Genomic DNA, 22,324 nt, shown 5'->3' with positions numbered 1-22,324 from the left:
TGACTACAGACACCAAGGCTTTTCTCAGGTTCGGCGTGCAAGCTGAGTGCATGAGCGACGATCGGCCACGACCCGCCCGGGGACGCACTACGGTGTATCGACCCGTTCGCCTCGCCCTCGCAGCCACGGCTGTGGCGGGAGCGCTCGCAAGCGGCGGACTTTCACTCGTTTCTTCTCCCACTGCCACGGCACTCGCGCCGGACACCTCGGCTTCTCACACCAAGAATCCCGTAGCGAAGCGGCCCGTCGTGGTCGCCGGATTCGGAACCCCGGACGCCGTCTCCAACGGTTCGTGAGCACTCCGCGCTCGGCCTCCGAGTGGCTCACGTGGGGTGTGCAGGCCCGGGTTGTCGTCACCGACCCTGATGTCCTTCCCTCCGCGGCCAGCCTGGTTCGCGGATACCTCACCGCTGCCGACGCTGCCACCAATCGAGATCGTGCCGACTCCGAGATTCGTACCTATGTCAGCGCCGCGAGCAACGTCGACGGCGTCGCCGTGACTCCGATGTTCGCGCACTTCCTCGAAGACGCGTTGGCCGTCGCACGACTGACCGACGGCAAACTCACACCGACGGCCGGGTCGGCAGACCCTCACTCCTGGTGGAAGATCCGCGTCGAGAACAACCGCGTGTACAGCCCGGACGACGTCGTTCTCGATCTGTCCGCGACGGCCCGCGCCAGTTCAGCGGACCACTGCGCGGCATCGACCGCCACGCTTCTCGGGTGCGGAGTACTGGTCGGCCTCGGCGGGGACATCGCGGTTGCCGGCCCGGCGCCGGAAGACGGCTGGCAGATTCAGGTTCAAGACCTGCCCGGCGACCCGACGTGCCAGGTAGCGCTTCCTTCCGACTGCGGGATCGCCACGGCCAGCACCGTCAAACCACTACACCGCGAATCGACGGCGACGCCGATGTGGCGCACGGTGTCGGTGATTGCATCTTCCTGCGCCCAGGCCGCCGCATTCAGTCGGGTTGCGGTCGGCATGGGCGGTTCGGCCATCGACTGGCTACATCAACTCGACGTACCCGCCAGGCTGGTCGACCAGGAGTACCGCGTAACGGTTCTGGGCGGCTGGCCTGACGAGTAAGTCGCGTCAGTTCTGCAGTCGTACGGCGTAGCCGGCACGGTCGAAGGCGGTGAGAAGTTCCGCCTTGTTGTCCGGACCCCGCGTCTCGACGGTGAGGAAGACTTCCACTTCGTCGAGCGCGAGTTCGCCACCGGTACGGGAATGGATGACGTCGACCACGCTGGCGCCGTTCGCTCGAACCACTTCGAGCAACGAGACCAGTGCGCCCGGCCGATCGTCGATGGTGATGTGAACGCCGAGGAACCGTCCGGCCGCTCGCAGACCGTGCGAGATGACATGCGTGAGAAGTAGCGGATCGATGTTGCCGCCGGAAAGCACGGCGCACACCGGCCCTGTCAGTCCCAGCTCCTCCGGAGAGCAGGTCATCAAGGCCGCAACGGCCGCAACGCCGGCCGGTTCGACGATGAGCTTGGCGCGTTCGAGGCACAGCAGGAGCGCTTTGGAAAGCGCTTCCTCGCTGACCGTCACCACGGCATCGACATGGGCGGCAACTTCGGCGAACGGAACCTCGCCAGGGCAGCCAACGGCGATACCGTCTGCCATCGTGGACATCGACGCCAAGGCGGTCGGCTTCCCGGCTGCCAACGACGCCGGCCAGGCAGCCGCCGTCTCGGCCTGCACTCCGACGATGCGGACCTGCGGGCGTACAGCTTTGACTGCTGCGGCCACTCCGGCGATCAACCCACCGCCGCCGGTGGGGACGAGGATAGTGCCGACCTCAGGCAGTTGCTCGAGGATTTCGAGCCCCACAGTCCCCTGCCCCGCCACGACGTCCTCGTGGTCGAACGGGTGGACCAGAACTGCTCCCGTCCGGTCCGCGAATTCGCGAGCGGCCACGAGCGCTTCGTCGACAGTCGAACCGTGCAGGTGGACCTGAGCTCCATATGCCTTGGTGGCCACCAACTTCGGCAGCGGCGCACCCGTCGGCATGAAGACGGTCGACTTGATTCCCAGTTCTGTTGCAGACCAGGCAACCCCCTGCGCATGGTTACCGGCACTGGCCGCCACCACGCCCGCTGCCCGTTCCTCTGCGGAAAGATTGGCAATGCGGTTGTACGCACCGCGCGGCTTGAAAGAGCCGGTGCGCTGCAGGTTTTCACATTTCAAGCTCACGGCGAAGCCGGTGGTTTCGGACAACACTCGCGAGGCCACGACCGGGGTGCGTCGCATGACCGGGGCGAGCAGTTGCTGTGCAGCCTTTATCTGTTCGAGATTCACGCATGCCTCCAGAAAGTGCGCCTCCACACCCTCGTGAGGTGTGAAGGCGCACTGCAGATTCGAAGTCGAATTACTGTAGAGCGAAGATCAGGACAGCGCTTGCTCGATGTCGCCGACCAGATCGGAGGCGTCTTCGATGCCGACCGACAGGCGAACCAGATCGTCGGGAACCTCGAGAGCGGAACCGGCCGTCGAGGCGTGGGTCATCGCGCCGGGGAACTCGATGAGAGATTCGACGCCGCCGAGAGATTCTGCCAGCGTGAAGATCTCGGTGCGCGAGCACAGGTCGAGAGCTGCCGCCTTGCCGCCCTTGAGGCGGACGGAGATCATGCCGCCGAAGCGTCGCATCTGCTTGGCCGCGACCTTGTGTGACGGATGCGAAGCCAGGCCCGGGTAGATGACGCTGGCAACCGCGGGGTGGCCGTCGAGCAATTCGACGACCTTCTCCGCGTTGTCACTGTGACGCTCCATGCGCAGCGCCAGTGTCTTGATTCCGCGCAACGTCAGGAACGCGTCGAACGGGCCGGGAACGCCACCGGATCCGTTCTGCAGGAACGCAAACGCGGTATCCAGTTCTTCGTCGTTGCAGACGAGAGCGCCACCGACCACGTCGGAGTGTCCGCCGATGTACTTGGTCGTGGAGTGCAGCGCGATGTCGGCACCGAGCTGCAGCGGCTGCTGCAGGTACGGCGACGCGAAGGTGTTGTCCACCACGATCTTTGCGTTGCCCTCGTGGGCGACCTCGGCAAGGAGCTCGATGTCACCGATATTGAGCAGCGGGTTCGTGGGCGTCTCGACCCAGACCAGCTTGGTGTTGGACTTCATCGCCGCGCGCACCGCATCGACGTCGGACACCGGAGCCGGGGTGTACTCGATCCCCCACTGCGTGAACACCTTGTCGATGAGACGGAAGGTTCCGCCGTACGCGTCGTCGGGGATGACCAGGTGATCGCCCGGTCGAAGTACCGAACGGAGCAGGCAGTCGGTGGCCGCCATTCCCGAACTGAACGCTCGGCCGTAGGTTCCGGATTCGAGCGCGGCAAGGTTCGCCTCGAGCGGGCGACGGGTGGGGTTGCCCGTTCGCGCGTACTCGAAGCCACTGCGCATTCCACCGACACCGTCTTGGGCGAAGGTGGAACTTGCGTAGATCGGCACGTTGACCGCACCGGTCAGCGGATCGGGTTCGTAACCCGCATGCACCGCTTTCGTGGAGAAACCCTGCCAGCTGATGTTGTCGGCCTTGCTGCGTTGCTCACTCATGGTCCCCAGCCTAATGGCGCCGGCACCGGCGCAGGAATCCGTACTCAGGAATCCGAACTCAGGAAACCCAGGAGATCGTGGCGCGTGATGACACCGACCGGCTTGCCGTCGTCGACGACCATGAGTGCGTCGGTGTCACCGAGCGCCTTCGTGGCAGCCGAGACCGGCTCGCCGGAACCGATGAGCGGGAACGGCTTGCTCATGTGCTTCTCGACGGAATCCGCAAGGTGCGCACGGCCTTCGAATACCGCGCTCAGCAGATCTCGCTCGGACACGCTTCCGGCGACCTCGCCTGCCATGACCGGCGGTTCTGCACCGACGACGGGCATCTGGGACACGCCGTACTCGCGCAGGATCTCGATCGCGTCGCGCAGAGTCTCCGACGGGTGAGTGTGAACGAGGTCCGGCAGCTCGCCCGACTTGCCGCGCAGGACGTCGCCGACGGTGGGGACGTTGGTCTTGCCGTCGAGTGGGGTGCGCAGGAATCCGTACGACGCCATCCACTGATCGTTGAAGATCTTGGACAGGTAGCCGCGGCCACCGTCCGGGAGGAGGACGACGATCAGAGCGTCGGGGCCTTCGCGCTTGGCTACTTCGAGGGCAGCGACGACTGCCATACCGCAGGAACCGCCGACCAGCAGTCCCTCTTCGCGGGCGAGGCGACGCGTCATCTCGAAGGAATCGGCATCCGAGACGGCGATGATCTCGTCCGGGATGGACGGGTCGTATGCCGACGGCCAGAAGTCTTCGCCGACGCCTTCGACCAGGTACGGGCGACCGGTGCCGCCGGAGTAGACGGAGCCTTCGGGGTCTGCGCCGATGACCTTGACCTTGCCGCCCGAAACTTCCTTGAGGTAGCGGCCGGTGCCGGTGATGGTGCCGCCGGTGCCGACGCCCGCGACGAAGTGCGTGATCTTGCCGTCGGTGTCGGCCCAGATCTCGGGACCGGTGGTCTCGTAGTGGCTCTCCGGTCCGCCCGGGTTGGAGTACTGGTTGGGCTTCCAGGCGCCGGGGATCTCACGGGTGAGGCGGTCGGAGACGCTGTAGTAGCTGTTCGGGTTGTCCGGTGCGACGGCCGTGGGGCACACGACCACCTCGGCGCCGTAGGCACGCAGGACGTTGCGCTTGTCTTCGCTGACCTTGTCTGGGCAGACGAAAACGCACTTGTATCCACGCTTTTGCGCCACGAGTGCCAAGCCGATTCCGGTGTTGCCCGAAGTCGGCTCGACGATGGTGCCGCCAGGCTTCAGTTCACCCGAAGCCTCGGCTGCGTCGATCATCTTGACGGCGATGCGGTCCTTGGAGCTACCGCCAGGGTTGAGGTATTCGACCTTGGCTGCCACCGTGCCGAAGTTTTCGCCCGTGACGGACGTGAGCTTGACGAGTGGGGTGTTGCCGATGAGGTCGACGACGTGTTCCGCGATGCGCATTCGTCCATGTTCCCAGATGAAAGAAAACGGTGCGCGCGGACGTCGGGCGAAGGTGGTGCAATCCGGCTAGATTGGCAAGTGTGAGTCGAACCGGACTGAAAGCGTCGGTGGCCACGGTGGTGGCCGGATCGAGTGCAGGCACGCTCTCCTGGTTGGGCTACAACTATCTGATGTCGCAGGCGGGGGCGGCCCGCGGGGTGATCGGTCGCAATATCGCCAAGCCACCCGAGGCGGACGGGGTGTACGCACCCGGCGCCGACAGCCCGGAACTCTGGTGGCGGGCCGTGCCCTTCGATCTCCACTTGATGATCTTCGGCGATTCGTCGGCGGCCGGCGTCGGCGCGCTGACGGCGTCGGAAGTTCCGGGTGTGCAGGTCGCGAAGCTGCTTGCGAGTGAAACCGGGAAGCGAATCCGTTTGAGCACCAAGGCCATCGGCGGCGCCACCTCACGCGGGTTGAGTGGGCAGGTCGACGCCATGTTCGTCGCCGGCCCTCCCCCGGATGCTGCCGTGATCCTGATCGGCGCCAACGACGTCACGGCGAAGAACGCAATTCATGCTTCGGCAAAACGCCTCGGCGACGCGGTACGACGGCTACGCGAGAGTGGCGCCGTCGTTGTTGTCGGCACCTGCCCGGATCTGGGGGTGGTCACGGCTATCCCACAACCACTGCGCTCCGTGGTGCGTGAATGGGGTCATCGTCTCGCGCTCGCCCAGGCGTCCGCGACCAGAAACGCCGGGGGTCATCCCGTTCCACTAGCCGACCTGCTGGCCAAGGAATTCCTGGCCTCGCCCGACACGATGTTCTCGGCTGATCGTTTCCACCCGTCGGCGGCCGGCTACGAACTCGCGGCGAAGCAGATCGTCCCGGTTCTCGCGTCGGCTCTGGGTGAGTGGCAGGGTGGCCCGCTACCCGAACTCCCCCATGTCTCGGAGGCGGCGCAAGCTCGCACCGTCGCGGCCCGACTGACGGCAGCGGCAACCCAGTGGAAAGCCTTCGCGAGACGCACCAAACCCGCAGTTCAGCGCCCCGACGTCAACTGAGTGAGACTGCGTGACCACCATCTGGGAGCGGCAACGTAAATTGTAAGTCGAAGCTGCATTCAACTTGCCCTGCTCGACGGCGTTTCAAGCCGCCCACGAGCAGTACACAAAAGGAGTTTTCATGCCCGAGGCAGTAATCGTCTCAGCAGTACGGTCGCCCATCGGCCGCGCAATGAAGGGTTCGCTCAAGGACATCCGCCCGGATGACCTCGCAACTCAGATGGTTGCCGCCGCGTTGGCAAAGATCCCCGAGCTCGACCCCACCGAGATCGACGACCTCATGCTCGGTTGCGGCCAGCCCGCCGGCCAGTCGGGCTTCAACATCGCCCGCGTCGTCGCCGTTCAGCTCGGCTACGACTTCCTCCCCGGTGTGACGGTCAACCGTTACTGTTCCTCCTCGCTGCAGACCACCCGTATGGCATTGCACGCCATCCGCGCAGGCGAGGGCGACGTCTTCATCTCCGCCGGCGTCGAGTCCGTCTCCAGTTTCATCACGGGCAACGCCGACGGCCTACCCAACACCAAGAACCCGCTCTTCGACGCAGCGCAGGCTCGTAGCGCCAAGCTAGCCGAGGGTGGAGTCGCCTGGACCGATCCTCGCGAAGAAGGCCTGATCCCCGACGTGTACCTGGGCATGGGCCAGACCGCCGAGAACGTCGCTTCGGCCACCGGCATCACCCGCGAAGACCAGGACCGCTGGGCAGTGCGCAGCCAGAATCGCGCCGAGGAAGCCATCGCTCGCGGCTTCTTCGAGCGTGAGATCACGCCCGTCACGCTCGCCGACGGCACCGTCGTCTCCAAGGACGACGGCCCCCGCGCCGGCACCACCTACGAGGGCATCAGCGGCCTCAAGCCCGTCTTCCGCCCCGACGGCACCGTCACCGCCGGCAACGCCTGCCCGCTCAACGACGGCGCAGCCGCACTGGTGATCATGTCCGACACCAAGGCGAAGGCACTCGGCCTGACCCCGCTCGCTCGCATCGTCTCCACCGGCGTCTCGGGCCTGTCCCCCGAGATCATGGGCCTCGGCCCGATCCAGGCCGTCAAGAACGCCCTGAAGATCGCCGGCAAGTCGATCTCCGACATCGACCTGTTCGAGATCAACGAGGCATTCGCCGTGCAGGTCCTCGGATCCGCTCGCGAACTGGGCATCGAAGAGGACAAGCTCAACATCTCCGGTGGCGCGATCGCCCTGGGTCACCCCTTCGGTATGACCGGTGCCCGCATCACCAACACCCTGATCAACAACCTGCAGGAGCAGGACAAGACCTTCGGCGTCGAGACCATGTGTGTCGGCGGCGGACAGGGCATGGCAATGGTGATCGAGCGCCTCAGCTGATCCCCTGAGCACGTCGAAAGCGGCCGCCCGGCTTCTGCCGGGCGGCCGTTTCGTGTGGTCGTGTTTCAGGTAGTCGTGAATTTCCGAGCAAAACTCCCCAACTCGCGAATCAACGCTCGGGCAGCGTCGTCCTCACGCTGCACAGCGGCGCGGGCGTCGTCGGCCCAACCGTGGCGGAGCAGTCGCTTGGCGGCAAGGACTGCCGGTCCGATGTTGGCGGCAATCTGCTCGGCACTCTCGCGGGCACGTGCCTGTACCTGGTCGGCCGGTAGGGCAGCGGTCGCCAGTCCGTAGGCGGCAGCTTCGATGCCGCTGAGCCACCGGGCCGACAGGATCAGCTCGGCGGCGCGCTGTGTTCCGATCACCTTGGGCAGCAACCAACTACTGGCAGCTTCGGGAGCTGTACCCAGCGACGTGAACGGTGCCCGCAGACGTGCGTCCTCGGCAACGTAGACGACGTCGCAGTAAAGCAGCATGGTCAGGCCGATACCGACGGCAGCGCCGTGTACCGCGGCGATCAAGGGCTTCGGGAACTCCACCAGCGCAACGATCAGCGGCGCGAATGCATTGCCGAAGTCTGAATTGTCGGTGCCTGGTTCGGCGAGTGCGCGTAGGTCGACGCCACTGGAAAATGCCTTGCCTGCGCCCTCGACGATCACCACGGCCACGGCTTCGTCCGACGCCGCGTCGTCAAGCGCCTTGGTCAACGCTCGAAAGCCGGCCGCATCGAAAGCGTTCAGGCGGCTCGGATTGTTGAAGGTCAGCGTTCGCACTGCTCCGGCATCCGCCACCAGCACGGGTTCCGTGTTTGTCGACATTCGCTCCCCTTCGCCCTAAACCAAGCAGTTGCTAGGTATCCAAGCACCGTAACCGCCCACAGACGACAAAAGAAGGGCCCCGACTGGGGCCCTTCTTCGTGTTAGGGAACGACTCGAGAACTAGTCGTTGTTGAAGTAGCTCAGCAGACGCAGGATCTCGACGTACAGCCAGACCAGGGTGACGGTGAGGCCGAATGCGACGCCCCAGGCTGCCTTCTCCGGGGCCTGTGCGCGGATCAGCTGATCAGCGGCGTCGAAGTCGAGCAGGAAGCTGAAGGCTGCGATGCCGATGCAAACGAGGCTGAAGATGATGGCGAGCGTTCCGCCGTCACGCAGTCCCAGCCCGCCGTCGACGAAGAAGCTCGCGACGAGGTTGCCGAGCGCCAGAACGACAACGCCGATCAACGCGCCGATGATCATTCGCGTCAGACGCGGTGTCACCCGAATCGCGCCGGTCTTGTAAACCACGAGCATGCCGAAGAACACGCCGAATGTTCCGAGGACCGCCTGAGCGATCAGTGCCGATCCGCCGACGCCACCGAATTGAATATCGGTGAACATGAACGACAGCGCACCGAGGAACAGACCCTCGGCGACGGCGTACGCCAACACGATTGCCGGGTTGTCCATCTTGCGACCGAACGTCGCGACCAGAACCAGAACGAGGCCGACGAGACCGCCGCCGATGACCAGCGGGGCTGCAAGGTCGGCGTTGTTGTTGACGAGGAAGTACGACACCAGCGCCGAGATCGTCAGCACACCGAGCGTGATGCCCGTCTTGGTGACGACGTCGTCGATCGTCATGGCCCGCGAGGTGGGACCGGTCTGGTACGGCTCGGCCGGAGCGTACTGCGGCTGACCGAACTGCTGGGTTGCCTGCGAGGCGCCCGCCGTCGCAGATCCGAACGAGGCGTATCCGTTGCCCTCTTGCTTGGGCAGATTGCGGAACACCGGGTTGCTGGTGGTGCGCACCGTGATCATCCCTTCATCGTGGTGGCCTACGACGGGTGCGTCGCGGGTTCGCCGTACGGATCCGAGTTTCCGACACGGTCCGTGTACCTAACTAAAAGTAAAGCACTCGTAATTTACAACGTCGAAGCGTCGGTTGTAGTTCCCGGCGCATTTCCGGAAGATCAACACTCTTCGATACTAGGACGGTTTGACCGACTTCATCACGATGAACTTCGCGTTCTTCGCCATCGCCTCGCTCGGACCCACCGCGGCTTTCAGCGGTTCGCGATACCCCAGATGCGCGTTGTGAACAGTCCACAACTCGCCACCCGGACGCAGGACGCGACCGGCGGCTTCGAACATCTTGAGTGCTCCGCCGGTGTGCACCGCCGCGCCGACGTGGAACGGCGGGTTCAACAGAACCAGATCGGCACTCGCACTGGGCAACGAACTCACGGCGTCGTCGCGCAGGCCGCTCACCCGATCGCCGACGCCGTTTGCAGTTGCGGTCGCCAGAGCCGAAGCGACGGCTGCCGAGGACTGATCCGTTGCGATCACGTGGACATCCGGGAACTTACGCGCGATCGCCGCCGCGAGAATGCCGCTGCCACAACCCAGATCGATCACGTCGCTCAGCGGATCGACCGCAATCTTTCCGAGGTTCTCCAGGAGCAAGCGGGTGCCGATGTCCAGGCTCGCGCCGGCAAACACGGCGCCGTGAGCAACGACGTCGAGGTCGAACTCGTCGAGGCGTTCGATCATCGGGAACGTGACGACGACGTCAGCCTTCGGTTCCGACGCTTTGAGTACGCGGGACTTCTGACGCCCACGCGAGGCGCTGACGTCGGAAAACGATTCGCCGAGAACCTTGTTCATCGCCGGGGTGATGTGCTTGTCACGCCCACCGGCGAAGACACGAACCGCCGGGTCGGCGTGCAGCGCGATCAGCTGAGCGATCTCGGCAAGTTCAGCGAGGCTACGCGGCAATTGCATGAGCACGACGCGGGCGCCGCTGAGCAACTCCTCGTCCAGTCCGTGGGAGGTGAAGGCGTCACTGAAACCGAGTTCGCGCGCATTGTTGGCGAGGGCCAACTCTCCGGTGAGTGGATCCTGGTGAACCCGCACGCCGGCGATTCCGTGAACGAGCGCAACACCGGCGGTCAGCGCACCGTAGTGATCGCCGATCACGACGACGGTGCCCGCCGGTGCCGCGGCAAGAGCGTCGGCGGCCTCGTCGAGGATCAGACGATCAGCCGCGTCGACGGCAAAGAGATTGGGTGCCTCGACATCGGGAAATCGGCGCAGACGATCGAACAGTTCGGGTGTGTCGGACATGCCACCAGTCTTTCAGGTGGAACTACGCAACACTCAATCCCCCGACCAGCAGGTGATCAGTTCGACATCCCCATCAGTTCGACATCCACTGCACGACGTTGTCGACGGTTTCGCGTTCGGTGCGGAATCCGTTCACCGGGTGGTCGGTATCGGGATATCCGAACGAGATCGCGCACACGACCTTGCGAGTGTCGTCGATGCCGAAGTGCTCGTGAATGAACTTGGAGCTACCCGCGAGCGCCGCCTGCGGAATGGTGGCCACCCCCAGGCTCTGGGCCGCGAGCAGGAAGCTGTTCACGTACAACCCACAGTCGACGGCGCCGTAGGTGCCCAATGCCTCGTCGGTGGTGATGATCGCGACGTGGGGAGCGCCGAAGAGCTCGAAGTTCTTCATCGTCTGTGCCGCGGAACCGGCGCGGTCACCGTGCTCGATTCCGACGCTCGAATAAAGCGCCATCGCACAGTCGAACCGACGCGACTTGTAGATGCCCTGGTACTCGCGGGGGAACTCGAAGTCCGACTCCTGGGCGTTGGCCATCACGTACTCACCGAGGCCGGCGCGGAATCGTTCGGTGCCCTCTCCTTCGGTGATCGCAACCTGCCACGGTTGCGTGTTGCACCACGAGGGCGTCTTCTGCGCCAGCCGAAGGATCTCCTCGATCACCTCACGTGGCACCTGACGGTCCTCGTAGGCGCGGCAGCTGATCCGGGCATCGAGCAACCCTTCCAGGCTCGTATCCACGACGATGCTCTCGGTCATGTGTTCTCTCCTCGATCAGGCTGCACTACAACACTTCGCACGATAGAACTATCGCTTCAACGCAATAGTCATCGGGTCACCTTTGCGAAGGCCGACACCAGCTCGCCGAACTCCGACATCGCCGTGTCCGGATCCGGATCAACAGCTGCCAGCGCGACCAGCACATCGGTAGCACCGGATTCGAGCAGCTGTTCGGCACCGATCATCGTCGCCGGGAGATCGATCGAACCGTCAGCCCCGCGAACAACGGTCAGTCGCCCACGGACCTGCAATTCCGCTGGATCGCGTCCGAGATCCGCCATGGCCTTCCCGATGACATCGATCCCTTCACGTAGGTCGTCGTCCGCGGCGCCCATGATCGGAATCCACCCGTCACCCCAGGTTGCGACGCGTCGTACGACGGCTTTGGAGAGCGAACCGGATACCCAGATCGGGATTCCAGCGGCTGGACGGGGCGCGCAATACACGTCGTCGAACTTCAGACGAGGAGTGTCGATGCTCGCCGGCGCCGAACTCCACAGGGCCCGGCACACAGCGAGAGCGTCGTCGAGCAACGGTCCTCGTTTACCGAAGTCCATACCGACCGCGTCGTATTCGCGTTGCTGCCAACCGGTTCCGACGCCAAGGTCGAGGCGGCCACCGGACAGCAGATCGAGTGTCGCGGCAGTCTTGGCAAGTACCGCTCCCCCGCGAAGCGCCGCGATGACGATTCCGGTCCCCAAGCGAATTGTCTTCGTCTGTCCGGCAACAAAAGCCAGGACGGTCAGCGGTTCGAGCCAGTTGGCGTCAGGCTCGGTGGGGAACGCCGACCACGTGTATGCCGAGTTGTCCGAGCCCATCACCACATGATCGGTGACGAGGACCCGGTCGAAGCCGGCAGCTTCCGCGCTCTGACAGACCTGCACGAGTTTCCCGTAGGAGTTCTCCGCGAGAGTCGTGCCGAAATTGGGAACGTTCAGACTGAAAGTTGTCATGTGTCAAGCCTTTCGGGGCCGGTTGGTCCAGCCGCCTTCTTCGGTGGGGAACCAGCCTCCGGCAGCGTGCGAGCCGCCGTCGACGTGGATGACGGTTCCGGTGATGTATCTCGCCAGGTCTGAAGCCAGGAACAGCGCGGGGCCGGCGATGTCGACCGGCTGGCCCGGTCCACCCAACGGCGCCCATGCCGGCCACTTGTCCCAGTCGTCGGCAGGGACGATCCTGCGATACGGCACCTGTACCGACTCGATCAGATCCGGGGCAATGGCGTTGACGCGCACTCCGGTTCGACCGATCTCCACACCAAGACTTCTGGTGAACTGCGTCAGCGCGGCCTTGTATGCCGAGTACATGGTGTGGCCCGGGATCGCTCGATGCGCCTCCACCGTCGTCAGGTTCACGATCGATCCACCGGCTCCGCGATCGATCATGCCGGGAAGCAGGGCATGGGTCAGGCGCACGACGTGATCGAAATTGATGTTGCCCGCCTCGGACCAGAATCCTGGATCCGTACCGGCGAACGCTGTCGGCGGGTTCAGGAAATGACCCACATTGTTCACCAGAACGTCCGGCGCGAACTCGGTCAACGCGACGGGGACCTCCTGCGCACGCACGTCGTACTCGAGATGGTTGATCGAACCACCTGCAGCTGAGTCGAATTCGACCTCGCCCAGCGGTGCCATGTCCACAACCAGAACTGACGCGCCATGCGAGGCAAATGCTCGAACGATCGCTGCGCCGATTCCCTGGGAACCGCCTGTGACCACTGCCTTCTTACCCACCAACATCGGCCCTGGGAAGTACGCCGATCCGACCACCACGAAGACACCCTTCTGCAGTTCGATGTGAATCACTTCGGCGTACCGTCACACATCGATCGCCAAAACGGGCGCAAAGTTCTCACTCAGTGGTAGCCGCGACACCCAGCCTGCTCGGACCGCCTGGTCGCTCATTCAAATAGTCCGGAATCTCGGCTGCCCGTATCGGCATTCCCTCCAAGTACCCCTGGATCACGTCACATCCGCACTCCGTCACTATCGCGCGCTGCCTCTCCGTCTCCACGCCCTCGGCAACGGTGTCCAGCCCGAGAGATTTGGCAATCGCGATGACGGCTCGCAGGACAGCGAACCTCGAATTCGAGGGATCCGCGTCCAGCGGTGCGACGAACGCCCGATCGATCTTCAACCGATCGAGCGGCAGCCGGGCCAAGCTGGCAACCGAGGAGAACCCTGTACCGAAGTCGTCCATCGCAATCGCGATTCCGAGCGCCGAGAGCTGTACCAACACATCTCGGTCGGCGTCGTCGATGACCAGCGATTCGGTCACTTCGATCTCGAGTCGGCTGGGGTGGAGGTTCACCTCGTTCAGTGTCTGGCGTACCGATTCGACGTATCGACTCGAACGCAGTTGCACCTGAGAAACATTGACGGCAACCCGAATGTCCTCCGGCCACGTTGTCGCTGCCGTGCAGGCAGCCCGCAAAACACCTGCACCGATCGGCACGATCAAGCCAGTTTCCTCGGCGACCGAAATGAAGTCTCCCGGCGAGACGAGACCTGACGTCGGATGGTTCCACCGCAGCAGAGCCTCGAACCCGACAACAACTCCCGTCGCGGCTGAAACCTGCGGTTGATAGACCAACTCGAACTCTTCGTCGATCAACGCACGACGAAGATCCAACAGTGCTCTGGCCCTACCCGTCGCACGATCCCGCAAAGTCGCATCGAAGGCGCGAATCTGGTTCCGACCGCTCTCCTTTGCGTGGTAAAGCGCGAGGTCCGCAACAATCACCAGGTCTTCGAGGCTGTCGGCGTCATCGGGCATCGAGCCGTACCCCAGACTGGCACGAATGCGAATCTGGTTGCCGACCAGTGAAAATGGTCGTTCGAATGAGTCGAGAATCGTTTGGAATCGTTCCTCAACCTCATCTGCACTCGCGATGTCGTCGAAGGCGGAGTCGTCGAAGGCGATGGCAAACTCGTCACCCCCCAGTCGCCCACAGATCTCGTTCGATCGCAGAACGCTGTGCAGCCTGCTCGCAACATCGCGAAGCACGTCGTCTCCGACGTGGTGTCCCAACCGGTCGTTGATCGACTTGAAGTTGTCCAGGTCCAGAATCGCCAACCACACTCTGCGTCCGTCCCGAAGCCTCGACGAGAGCTGAGAGTTGAAGCTGTACCGATTCCTGAGTCCGGTCAGCGAATCGACTTCCGCCAGTCGCAAGATATTTTGACGCTGGTGATAGGAGTGCGTGATATCGGATCCGACACCGCGCCACCCGTAGTCTGCCCCGTCGCCGCTGCCCGGGTGACCTGACATCGACCACCAGCGAGTATCGCCCCTTACGACAACTTGCATGGTGAGGTCCCGAAACGCCGTCCCGGCTTGAAAATTCGCGGTGAGAAGATCAAGGGACTTCCTGCCCGCATCTGTTCGAGATGCGCCGATCCCGATCAGGATCTCGTGCATGGTGCGGCCCCGAATCTGCGCTGCCGGTAAACCGACCTGCTCGGCAAATCGGTACGACACGGTACTGGCGATACCGCGCGAATCGGTTTCCCAGAGCCAATCCTGTGCTCCGTCTTCGAGATCGTTGAGCAACAATTCGACGAGATCTCGTTCGTCCTCGGCTACGAGTTCGGCGCGTAGCCGTCTCTCGAAGAGGTTGGCCAACAGCAAAGTTCCGCTGTAGAGCGAACCTACGAAGATGACCAGCACCCCGATCAGCACGAAACGCGATGTGCCCGGTTCCGTCCAGAACGCCCCGGCCAGCCCGACTCCCACCAGGCTGATCCAGACGACAGTGATTCCGCGAAACATCATGGTGGGAAACACGCCGACCGCGATCCCACCGATCAAGGTCGAGCTCAGTACCAATTCGTCACCAGGATCGAGCATCGGAAAGAGAACGAGAGCCAAGCATGCCAGGAGCACTCCCCAGACAATGATTTCGACTGTGAGCACCACCAATTCGGTGGTCTGGGACTCTGAGACTCCCATACGCGAGCGCCGGAGCCAATAGACACTGAACCCAGCGCTCGACAACAGCATGACACTCGACCAGGCGAAGCTGAACCATCCGGCATCCACCGGCAGGAGCACCACGATCGCTGACAACGCAACCGCTGCAGTCAGAAACGACCACGGAAGTACGCGCGCGGTGAACCGCAGGCGTCGATCGAGTAAGCGACGGCGATCGTAATCCGAGAGGTGTTGTTCCGTGCCGCTGCGACCGAGCTTGCGCACAGACGTCTCGACACGACGCCTACGGAGTGCCGCCGGGTCATCCACGTCGGCCTGCTACCGCCGCTGCGACCGCGTCGACCGACATGACCCCGCCGGCGATGTATCCCTGAACAGTCCTCACCCCTGCAGCGGCCACGGACTTCAAGTCCTCCTCACCGTCGACTCCCGAGACGACGACCTCCATTCCCAGCGCGTCGACCAGATCCACGACAGCTTCGAGAATCGGCCGTCCACCAGGCGCCGCACCCGAAATGGAGCGTTCTATCCGGACTCGGGTGAACGGAAGGCCGGACAGTGATGCGAGCGAGGAGAATCCGGCACCGAACTCGTCCACGGTCAGCGCGATTCCCATGTCCGCGATCGCGTGCAATGCAGACTTGGACTCGTCGGTGATCGCCGAGGATTCGTTGAGTTGGAGCTCGAGCTGATGTGCGCTGGCGTCCGATCGTCGAAGCGAATCCCCTATCGAGTCGACAAAGGAATCCGATTCGAGCTGACGCGTCGATACCGCGACGGCTACCCGCAGGTGATCAGGAAGACGCGACGCCGCCTCGCACGCCAGCTCGAAGACGGTCGTTCCTAGTGAATAAGCCAAACCGGTGTCGTCTGCGACGCTCATGAATTCGGCGGACGTCACAGCTCCGAGGCGGGCGTTGTGCCAGACCACGCGGACCTCCACGGCCACGATCTCGCGGGAGAGCACGTCGATCCTGGGCAGCAGCTCGAGTTCGAGGTCCTTCTCCGCGACGGTGTTTCCCAGATCTTCAAGCAGGCGGGCCCGCCGATCGGCCACGGACTTCATCGAGTCTCGATATTCACGCACGGCCCCGCGCCCGGATTCCTTTGCAGCGAACAACGCGAGGTCCGCAGCGCCCATCATTTCGTCGGCGGAGGACGGCAGTTCGGCGGGGAGGTAGTACCCGATGCTGCATCCGATCTCCAACCGCGTGCCGGCCACTGTGATCGGCTCATGCAGAGTTTCGATGTAGCGGCCGAGCAGAGTACGAACTTGCGAACTGTCACCTACATCGGTGAAAAGAATCGCGAACTCGTCTCCACCCAGACGTGCGAACAACTGTGACATTCCGCCGGCTTCGGACAGGCGATCCGCGACCTCTCGCAGAACCGCGTCGCCAACGGTGTGACCCAGTGTGTCGTTGACCGATTTGAAGTTGTCGAGGTCGAGCATGGCCAACGCGAGACCACTTTCGCTTGTGTACGGATCGCGCAGCAGTCGCTCCAACTCGGTCCAGAAGCTGTGCCGATTCGGCATGCCGGTGAGTGCGTCCACCCGACCCATCCGCACGATCTCGTCACTCTGCAGTTTCACTTCCGTGACGTCGGAACCGACTCCCCGCCAGACGAACTCGTCGGGCGCGCGGCCGGGGCGCGGGCGTCCGGAGATCTGCCACCACCGGATTTCACCGTGCACTCGGACCGGAACGAGCACGTCGACGAATGCGGTCTTCGTGTGGCGGGCTTTCTGCAACTCCATGAGCGCATCGATTCCGCCGGGGATCCGTAGGGTGCCCAACTCCATGAACAGGTCCTGCCACGCCGTTCCCTGCAACTCGGTGGAGTCCAGCCCCGCTTCGACCGCGAGCCGCGTCGGGATTCGGTTGAACTTGCCTTTCTGGTCCGTCTCCCACACGAAGTCCCCCGCGTTGCCTTCGAAATCCTCGAGAAGCATCTGCACAACCGATCGTTCCGACGCGGCGCTCAATTCAGCTCGGTAGCGAGATTCCAGGTTGCCCGAGACCACTATCGTGCCGCCGATCAGAGCTGCGCCGTAGGCGATCATTCCAATGAGAATTCGTTCGAACTCGGGCCCCGGTTGAAGCCAGAATGCCACCCCGAGGATGACCATATTGGACAGGATCCAGGTGACCCCCACCATCCGCAACATCGCGGTGGCCACGGCTCCGGCTCCGGTGATGGATGTGGTGACCGCTATCAGGATCAGGTCGCCGGAATCGTCCAGGATCGGGTACAGGACCAGGGCGAGCGAGGAATACAGGATCCCGACTACAGCAAATTCGACGATGAGAAACGCGTAGGACATCCGGTACGTGGGTGCGATCAGGTTGAAATGAATGGCGAGACCGACGCACATCCCCACCAACCCGATCACTCCGGACAGGAATGGCCACAGACGCGGCAACGGTCCGCTGTCCGGCGGAATCACATACAACGTCAGCCCGAGTGTGACGACGAGGTGGACAGCAGCGGCCCACGGCAGCACGCCGAAGGTGACGGCCATCTGCTCACGAGTGACGTCATCGCGCTGCGCGGGCGTCAATCTTTCTCTCTGGTGGGGTTGCAGAAGAGACAGGACCGACATCACTTACCTCCCGCTCCCACGACGCAATTCGAATCGGACGTCCGACTCAGCAATTCTCTCGTAATTAGGCACTGCGGTGTCAACCAGTACGTCCGACCTATTTCGGAGTCAGGTCTGCCCACAGACACAGTAATCAGCAAACTACTGGTCTGCCGGTAGTTGGTGCGGCAAGTTTGATGCCGATGGGTTGAAATCAGACATGAGGGACAATGGCCGGAGATCGCCGATCACGTCGGTGGAGATTCCTCGACGGGTAACACGATCGGACTCATTCGAGTTCAGACAAGGACTATCACGATGGCAATCGACTACACCCGACGTTCCGGCGAGTCCACTCCGTCGCAAGCACCGGTCAGCCTGAGCAAGATCACGCTCACCAAATCGGCACCGACGGTCAACCTCGCGAAGGCGGGTGAACGACAAGGCAATATGCGTGTGAACCTCAACTGGTCGCAGGGAGCACCACCGAAGAAGACCGGTTTCCTCGCCAAACTCGCCGGCGCAGGTTCTGGCGCGGTCGACCTGGACCTCGGATGCCTGTACGAACTTGCCGACGGGTCCAAGGGAGTAGTTCAGGCCTTGGGCAACAGTTTCGGTTCACTGACTTCTCCGCCCTACATCTCCCTCGACGGCGACGACCGAAGTGGTGCGAACACCGGCGGCGAGAACATGCACGTCAATCTCGGTGACCCAAGCGCTTTCCGGCGAATCCTGATCTTCGCGATGATTTACGACGGCGCCCCCAACTGGGCGGCCGTGGACGGCGTCGTCACCCTGTATCCCACCAACGGCCCCGAGGTGGAAGTGCGGCTCGATTCGGCCAGCAACCAGGAGCGGTTGTGCGCAATCGCTCTCATCCAGAGTTCAGGTCAGGGCGTGACGGTGACCCGCGAAGTTCAGTACATCAACGGCAGTCAGTCAGATCTCGATCGGGCCTACAACTGGGGAATGAAATGGGCGGCTGGACGAAAGTAGGTGTCGCGGGCGGGGTGTCCCCCATCCGAATGACAATGTCTGAATCGTCCACAATGTCGCAAATTACTGGATAGTGTCGAGAAGTGGGGTCGGACATGAGGGGTCACGCTCGACACCGATAGTGGGTCGGTGACGCTATGTGCTTGGCGACACCGACGTTCGACCGGAAAGGCCCTCGATTTCCCCCGAGATCGAGGGTCTTTTCGTATCTTGCGTCACTGTTCGGACCCCTTTTATTAGTTGATCGTTAAACTAAGCGTTCGTCCAACATGTACCGATGGAGAACGTGAATGTCCACGAATTCAGATCGACGCCCGCGCCTGCCCGTGAGAATCGCCTATCTCACCGCGGGAGTTCTCTTTGTCGCCGCCATGCTCCTGCTGGCAAGCGTCGTCAATCCTGACCGGGACCGCGATTTCTCCATGAACCACGTCCCCGCGGGGACGTCGGTGACTTCCGTCGTCGCCACCACTGACCTCGGCTAACGAAGGTACTGGTACGTAAGTGGCGCGCGTCACGAACTGTGGGTACCTTCAACGCCAATGGTTCGCCGTAGGTCGGTATTGAGAGGGACGGCCAACCACTGCCCTGCTTGGTTGCCCCACCCAAGCAGGCAGGGCACCCCTTCAACTCCATCGACTTTTCTGCGGATCCACGCCGACGCACTCTGGCGTCCGGACAGTTTCACCGCAGCGCCTGCAGTAATGGGTCCGATGCCCGCCATTCTCGGTCGAGGCACACCCGCACACCTCCCAGCCGACGAGGCACGTATTGGCCGTCAGCGGGTGTCCGTTCGGGCAGCGGTCCGGGGATCGCTCGGTTAGCCGCATCTCCACATTTTCGCACACACGTTCGACACCTTGGTACTGCACACTGCAAATTCGATTGCACCGGCCGCTCCGGTCAGCCCGAGCGCAACTATCCCTTCTGTCACTTCGGTCTGCTTTAATACGAAGGCTTTGTCGGGGGTTTACCAATGTCCGAAGTTGTCGAGTTTCTGCGAGCACACGCAGGCGAACACGGGGTTGAACTATGGGTTTCTTCAAGAAGGCGGCTGTGACTGCTCTAACGGTCGCTGCAGTCGGAGCATCAACAGGGATCGCATCAGCTGATCCGTCGACCGACGTGAATTACGAAGCGAAGATCGTCGACAAGTCGATCGTCACCACTATCGACGCCGGGCTGTTCAAGGTATCCGGCGACGGCCACTCCGTCGTCTTGCAGGACGGCAAGGGAGCCGACCTTGTTTCCCTGCCTCTCGCATACAACCTCGGGGATCTGCAGTTCCCCTTCGATCGCACGATCAGTGAAGACGGTAAGACCCTCACGCTGACACCGATCACCGATTCGGCGAAGGCAACACCTCGACCCGAGAGTGCGCCTGCGGCAAAGGAATGGACGCCGGTAGCTTCGCCCGAGGAGAATGATCGGGCGATTGCGCACTTCCAGAGTCAGCTCGGTCTCGGCACTCAGGTCGGCAGCCTGCTCGGCACCATCGTCGGCGCCGGAATCGGTTGCGCGGTCGGTGCTCCGCTGGGCTTGACCATCGTCGGACTCCCCGTCGCTGCGGCACTGTGCCTGGGTGGTCTCGCAACAGGAGCAGGAATCGGCGGTGTGGCCGGAACGATCCTCGGTGGCGGCGGCGCGGCTGTCGTAGCCGGCATCGATCTCGTCAACACACTGAATGCGCCTGCAGGAACGACCGTCTGGGCCCAGTAGCCACTTGGTGGTCAGTCGTTGCTCCACGGAAAACCCCGCCCGCCCGAAGAGGACGAGCGGGGTTTTCCGATTCAATGTGCAGGCGGATCTACGTGGTGCCCCCAGTCGGACTCGAACCGACACTTGACGGATTTTAAGGACTTACGGTCCGCTAGTTCGGGTGCGACGCGACCTCCGCCAATCCGTTCAAATTCAGACCGTTACACCACTTCAGAACCGGTTTCTATCCGATCGAATACGATCCGAGTACCAATCAAATACGACCGAGATACGCCGCACGTCACGGCCTTTTCACGGCCCTAAACCGCGACTAGACGACCCCGCCCCTCTCGAGTACGCTCGATTCGTACGTCGGATTCCCGCTAGTTAGCGACCCGACAAACACGATGCTGCAATTCCGTCGAATGTGGTCTCATTGTTTGGTCGTAGATCAGGTTGAGAACGCTCGCATCGTCCTCCAAACTATGGGTAGTCGATGTGTCGTACGGTGCTGGTAACTTCCCTACCGTGGAGGATGATGAAGTTACTGAGACAGTCACCAGCTTGTTCGGCATAGAGGTACAGCGAAGGAAGGACCATATCGAGTCACTTCCTGGCACACGACTTCGCAATGATCTCGATGCCTTGAATCGATGTTCCTACACTATCGGCACCAATGGACAAGAATTGATGGACCATATGTCCACGTTCATCGAATCGCAGATCAATGTACGCTCCCTGTCGGACCAATACGTTATGGAATTAGTCAGGCTGCTACATAACTACCTCATGGCCGTCACCACACTAATCGACGCCCAGCGAGTGGTGATGCGACATCGCTGGCCCGTCGAAGGGAAAGACGATAAGCGGTCGGAGTTTGAGAAAACTGCGTACTCAGAGCACCTACAGAAGACGTTCGATCCGGGCGAAGCTGCGTTCATGGTGAAGCTTCGGAACTACACCACCCATTACTCAATACCACTGCCTGGCATTAGTACAAATGTGAGCTGGCAAGGCGCAGGTCCGTTGTTACACGTCAATCAGTTGCAGCTGGACAGAGATTCGCTACTTCTCTTTGATGGATGGTCTGCGCCAGCACGTCGATTCCTGCAAGCCCAAGAAGAAAAGTTTGACTTCACGCCGATAATTGAACGTTATTCTAGTGCCGTCCGAAAATTCTATCAGTGGTTCTGGGATGAAATTAACTCTCGCAGCGCTGAGCAGATTGACGAAGTCCTCTCAAAGGCAAGAGAGATGTTCCTTTGGTACGCCGAACACGACTTGCACCCAGATTGGCTCACCTCCGGCGGCGAGCCGCCCGCAGACTGGAACGGCAGGAAGTTCCGAGCTTCAAAACGCCTGGAACGATACGAGCATGGCACAAAGGGCTACCGACCGATAGTAGTCAGCTCATGCGGTTCAGCAGCGATGCATGACGACGCAGATGCGTGGCCACTATTTCCCCGGTAGGTCACGAAATAACGAAGGGACGCGGGGCAAATATCGCCGCACCGCGTCCCTCCAACAGACCTGGCGGGATTTGAACCCGCGACCACTCGAGTTTCAATCGAATGCTCTACCACCTGAGCTACAGGCCCATGCACGGCGAACCGTGTAGGAAATCAGGTTAACATCCACCGATCGCTTGCGGCAGTCTTTGTAACGCACGTCACGGCCTTTTTACGGCCCTCAGGAGATTCCAAGGCGCAGTAGAGTCGCGGTACAACTCATCTACCTGGTCTTTTTGGTGCCCCCAGTCGGACTCGAACCGACACTTGACGGATTTTAAGTCCGTTGCCTCTGCCAATTGGGCTATGGGGGCCTTGACGCACCCGACTGGTCGGGTGC

Annotated in this window: 19 protein-coding genes and 2 tRNA genes; 8 read left to right on the top strand and 13 right to left on the bottom strand. The window is 62.3% G+C overall.

Annotation, left to right across the window (positions count from 1 at the left end; all coding sequences use genetic code 11):
• Positions 1 to 50: 50 nt before the first annotated feature.
• Both AC3WQS_RS05600 and AC3WQS_RS05595 read left to right on the top strand, forming a co-directional pair.
• Positions 51 to 296 (top strand): hypothetical protein, encoded by a 246-nt coding sequence (locus AC3WQS_RS05600; protein WP_153211881.1) that lies wholly within the window; start codon positions 51 to 53, stop codon positions 294 to 296.
• Positions 293 to 1,087 (top strand): FAD:protein FMN transferase, encoded by a 795-nt coding sequence (locus AC3WQS_RS05595; protein ID WP_060939517.1) that lies wholly within the window; start codon positions 293 to 295, stop codon positions 1,085 to 1,087. The genes AC3WQS_RS05600 and AC3WQS_RS05595 overlap by 4 nt, the downstream gene beginning before the upstream one ends.
• 6 nt (positions 1,088 to 1,093) lie before the next feature.
• Here AC3WQS_RS05595 and ilvA read toward each other — a convergent pair whose 3' ends face one another.
• From ilvA to AC3WQS_RS05580, 3 genes are all read right to left on the bottom strand, one after another.
• On the bottom strand, positions 1,094 to 2,257 hold the full coding sequence (ilvA, locus tag AC3WQS_RS05590; RefSeq protein ID WP_223257899.1) for a threonine ammonia-lyase: 1,164 nt from the start codon (positions 2,255 to 2,257) through the stop codon (positions 1,094 to 1,096).
• A 135-nt stretch (positions 2,258 to 2,392) separates the two neighbouring features.
• Positions 2,393 to 3,565, bottom strand: a complete 1,173-nt coding sequence (locus AC3WQS_RS05585; protein WP_007728802.1) for a cystathionine gamma-synthase — start codon at positions 3,563 to 3,565, stop codon at positions 2,393 to 2,395.
• A 44-nt stretch (positions 3,566 to 3,609) separates the two neighbouring features.
• Positions 3,610 to 4,995 (bottom strand): cystathionine beta-synthase, encoded by a 1,386-nt coding sequence (locus AC3WQS_RS05580; RefSeq protein WP_003943292.1) that lies wholly within the window; start codon positions 4,993 to 4,995, stop codon positions 3,610 to 3,612.
• A gap of 71 nt (positions 4,996 to 5,066) precedes the next feature.
• On the opposite strand from AC3WQS_RS05580, the gene AC3WQS_RS05575 reads away from it, so the two are divergent.
• Both AC3WQS_RS05575 and AC3WQS_RS05570 read left to right on the top strand, forming a co-directional pair.
• Positions 5,067 to 6,038, top strand: a complete 972-nt coding sequence (locus AC3WQS_RS05575; RefSeq protein ID WP_047888880.1) for an SGNH/GDSL hydrolase family protein — start codon at positions 5,067 to 5,069, stop codon at positions 6,036 to 6,038.
• A gap of 121 nt (positions 6,039 to 6,159) precedes the next feature.
• Positions 6,160 to 7,377: an acetyl-CoA C-acetyltransferase gene (locus AC3WQS_RS05570; RefSeq protein WP_019744600.1), complete on the top strand. Its 1,218-nt coding sequence runs from the start codon at positions 6,160 to 6,162 to the stop codon at positions 7,375 to 7,377.
• 65 nt (positions 7,378 to 7,442) lie between these two features.
• On the opposite strand, the gene AC3WQS_RS05565 is transcribed toward AC3WQS_RS05570, so the two are convergent.
• The 8 genes from AC3WQS_RS05565 to AC3WQS_RS05530 all read right to left on the bottom strand — a co-directional run bounded on the left by AC3WQS_RS05565 (position 7,443) and on the right by AC3WQS_RS05530 (position 17,803).
• Entirely contained in the window at positions 7,443 to 8,195 is a 753-nt protein-coding gene (locus AC3WQS_RS05565; protein ID WP_492712973.1) for an enoyl-CoA hydratase/isomerase family protein, read from the bottom strand.
• A gap of 120 nt (positions 8,196 to 8,315) precedes the next feature.
• A complete protein-coding gene (locus AC3WQS_RS05560; protein WP_007728810.1) occupies positions 8,316 to 9,167 on the bottom strand; it encodes a Bax inhibitor-1/YccA family protein in 852 nt (283 codons plus the stop codon).
• A 177-nt stretch (positions 9,168 to 9,344) separates the two neighbouring features.
• Positions 9,345 to 10,481 carry a class I SAM-dependent methyltransferase gene (locus AC3WQS_RS05555; protein ID WP_492712972.1) on the bottom strand — a complete coding sequence of 379 codons (1,137 nt, stop codon included), beginning with the start codon at positions 10,479 to 10,481 and terminating at the stop codon, positions 9,345 to 9,347.
• A 73-nt stretch (positions 10,482 to 10,554) separates the two neighbouring features.
• A complete protein-coding gene (locus AC3WQS_RS05550; RefSeq protein WP_020908534.1) occupies positions 10,555 to 11,241 on the bottom strand; it encodes a nitroreductase in 687 nt (228 codons plus the stop codon).
• 68 nt (positions 11,242 to 11,309) lie between these two features.
• Positions 11,310 to 12,215: a TIGR03619 family F420-dependent LLM class oxidoreductase gene (locus AC3WQS_RS05545; protein ID WP_046378941.1), complete on the bottom strand. Its 906-nt coding sequence runs from the start codon at positions 12,213 to 12,215 to the stop codon at positions 11,310 to 11,312.
• A 3-nt stretch (positions 12,216 to 12,218) separates the two neighbouring features.
• Positions 12,219 to 13,070: an SDR family NAD(P)-dependent oxidoreductase gene (locus AC3WQS_RS05540; protein WP_133727846.1), complete on the bottom strand. Its 852-nt coding sequence runs from the start codon at positions 13,068 to 13,070 to the stop codon at positions 12,219 to 12,221.
• Positions 13,071 to 13,116: 46 nt separating this feature from the next.
• The gene (locus tag AC3WQS_RS05535) at positions 13,117 to 15,507 is read right to left on the bottom strand and encodes a putative bifunctional diguanylate cyclase/phosphodiesterase (protein WP_492712971.1); all 2,391 of its coding nucleotides are present in this window, start codon (positions 15,505 to 15,507) and stop codon (positions 13,117 to 13,119) included.
• Positions 15,500 to 17,803 (bottom strand): putative bifunctional diguanylate cyclase/phosphodiesterase, encoded by a 2,304-nt coding sequence (locus AC3WQS_RS05530; RefSeq protein ID WP_232816893.1) that lies wholly within the window; start codon positions 17,801 to 17,803, stop codon positions 15,500 to 15,502. Before AC3WQS_RS05530 ends, AC3WQS_RS05535 begins: the two co-directional genes overlap by 8 nt.
• A gap of 297 nt (positions 17,804 to 18,100) precedes the next feature.
• Between AC3WQS_RS05530 and AC3WQS_RS05525 the strand changes: the two genes are divergently transcribed.
• The 4 genes from AC3WQS_RS05525 to AC3WQS_RS05510 all read left to right on the top strand — a co-directional run bounded on the left by AC3WQS_RS05525 (position 18,101) and on the right by AC3WQS_RS05510 (position 21,946).
• A complete protein-coding gene (locus AC3WQS_RS05525; RefSeq protein ID WP_007728823.1) occupies positions 18,101 to 18,778 on the top strand; it encodes a TerD family protein in 678 nt (225 codons plus the stop codon).
• Between the two features lie 290 nt (positions 18,779 to 19,068).
• Positions 19,069 to 19,263 (top strand): hypothetical protein, encoded by a 195-nt coding sequence (locus AC3WQS_RS05520; RefSeq protein WP_029255862.1) that lies wholly within the window; start codon positions 19,069 to 19,071, stop codon positions 19,261 to 19,263.
• A gap of 547 nt (positions 19,264 to 19,810) precedes the next feature.
• A complete protein-coding gene (locus tag AC3WQS_RS05515) occupies positions 19,811 to 20,497 on the top strand; it encodes a DUF8020 domain-containing protein (RefSeq protein ID WP_492712970.1) in 687 nt (228 codons plus the stop codon).
• Positions 20,498 to 21,004: 507 nt separating this feature from the next.
• Positions 21,005 to 21,946 carry a hypothetical protein gene (locus AC3WQS_RS05510; RefSeq protein WP_492712969.1) on the top strand — a complete coding sequence of 314 codons (942 nt, stop codon included), beginning with the start codon at positions 21,005 to 21,007 and terminating at the stop codon, positions 21,944 to 21,946.
• Between the two features lie 55 nt (positions 21,947 to 22,001).
• Here AC3WQS_RS05510 and AC3WQS_RS05505 read toward each other — a convergent pair.
• Together AC3WQS_RS05505 and AC3WQS_RS05500 are read right to left on the bottom strand one after the other, a co-directional pair.
• Positions 22,002 to 22,074 (bottom strand) — tRNA-Phe (locus AC3WQS_RS05505).
• A 147-nt stretch (positions 22,075 to 22,221) separates the two neighbouring features.
• Positions 22,222 to 22,298 (bottom strand) — tRNA-Leu (locus AC3WQS_RS05500).
• Positions 22,299 to 22,324 lie beyond the last annotated feature (26 nt).

The sequence above is a fragment of the Rhodococcus sp. FW305-130 genome (genome assembly GCF_058788335.1).
The sequence above is the reverse complement of the archived record's forward strand: the minus strand, read 5'-3'. Positions and strand labels throughout refer to the sequence as shown.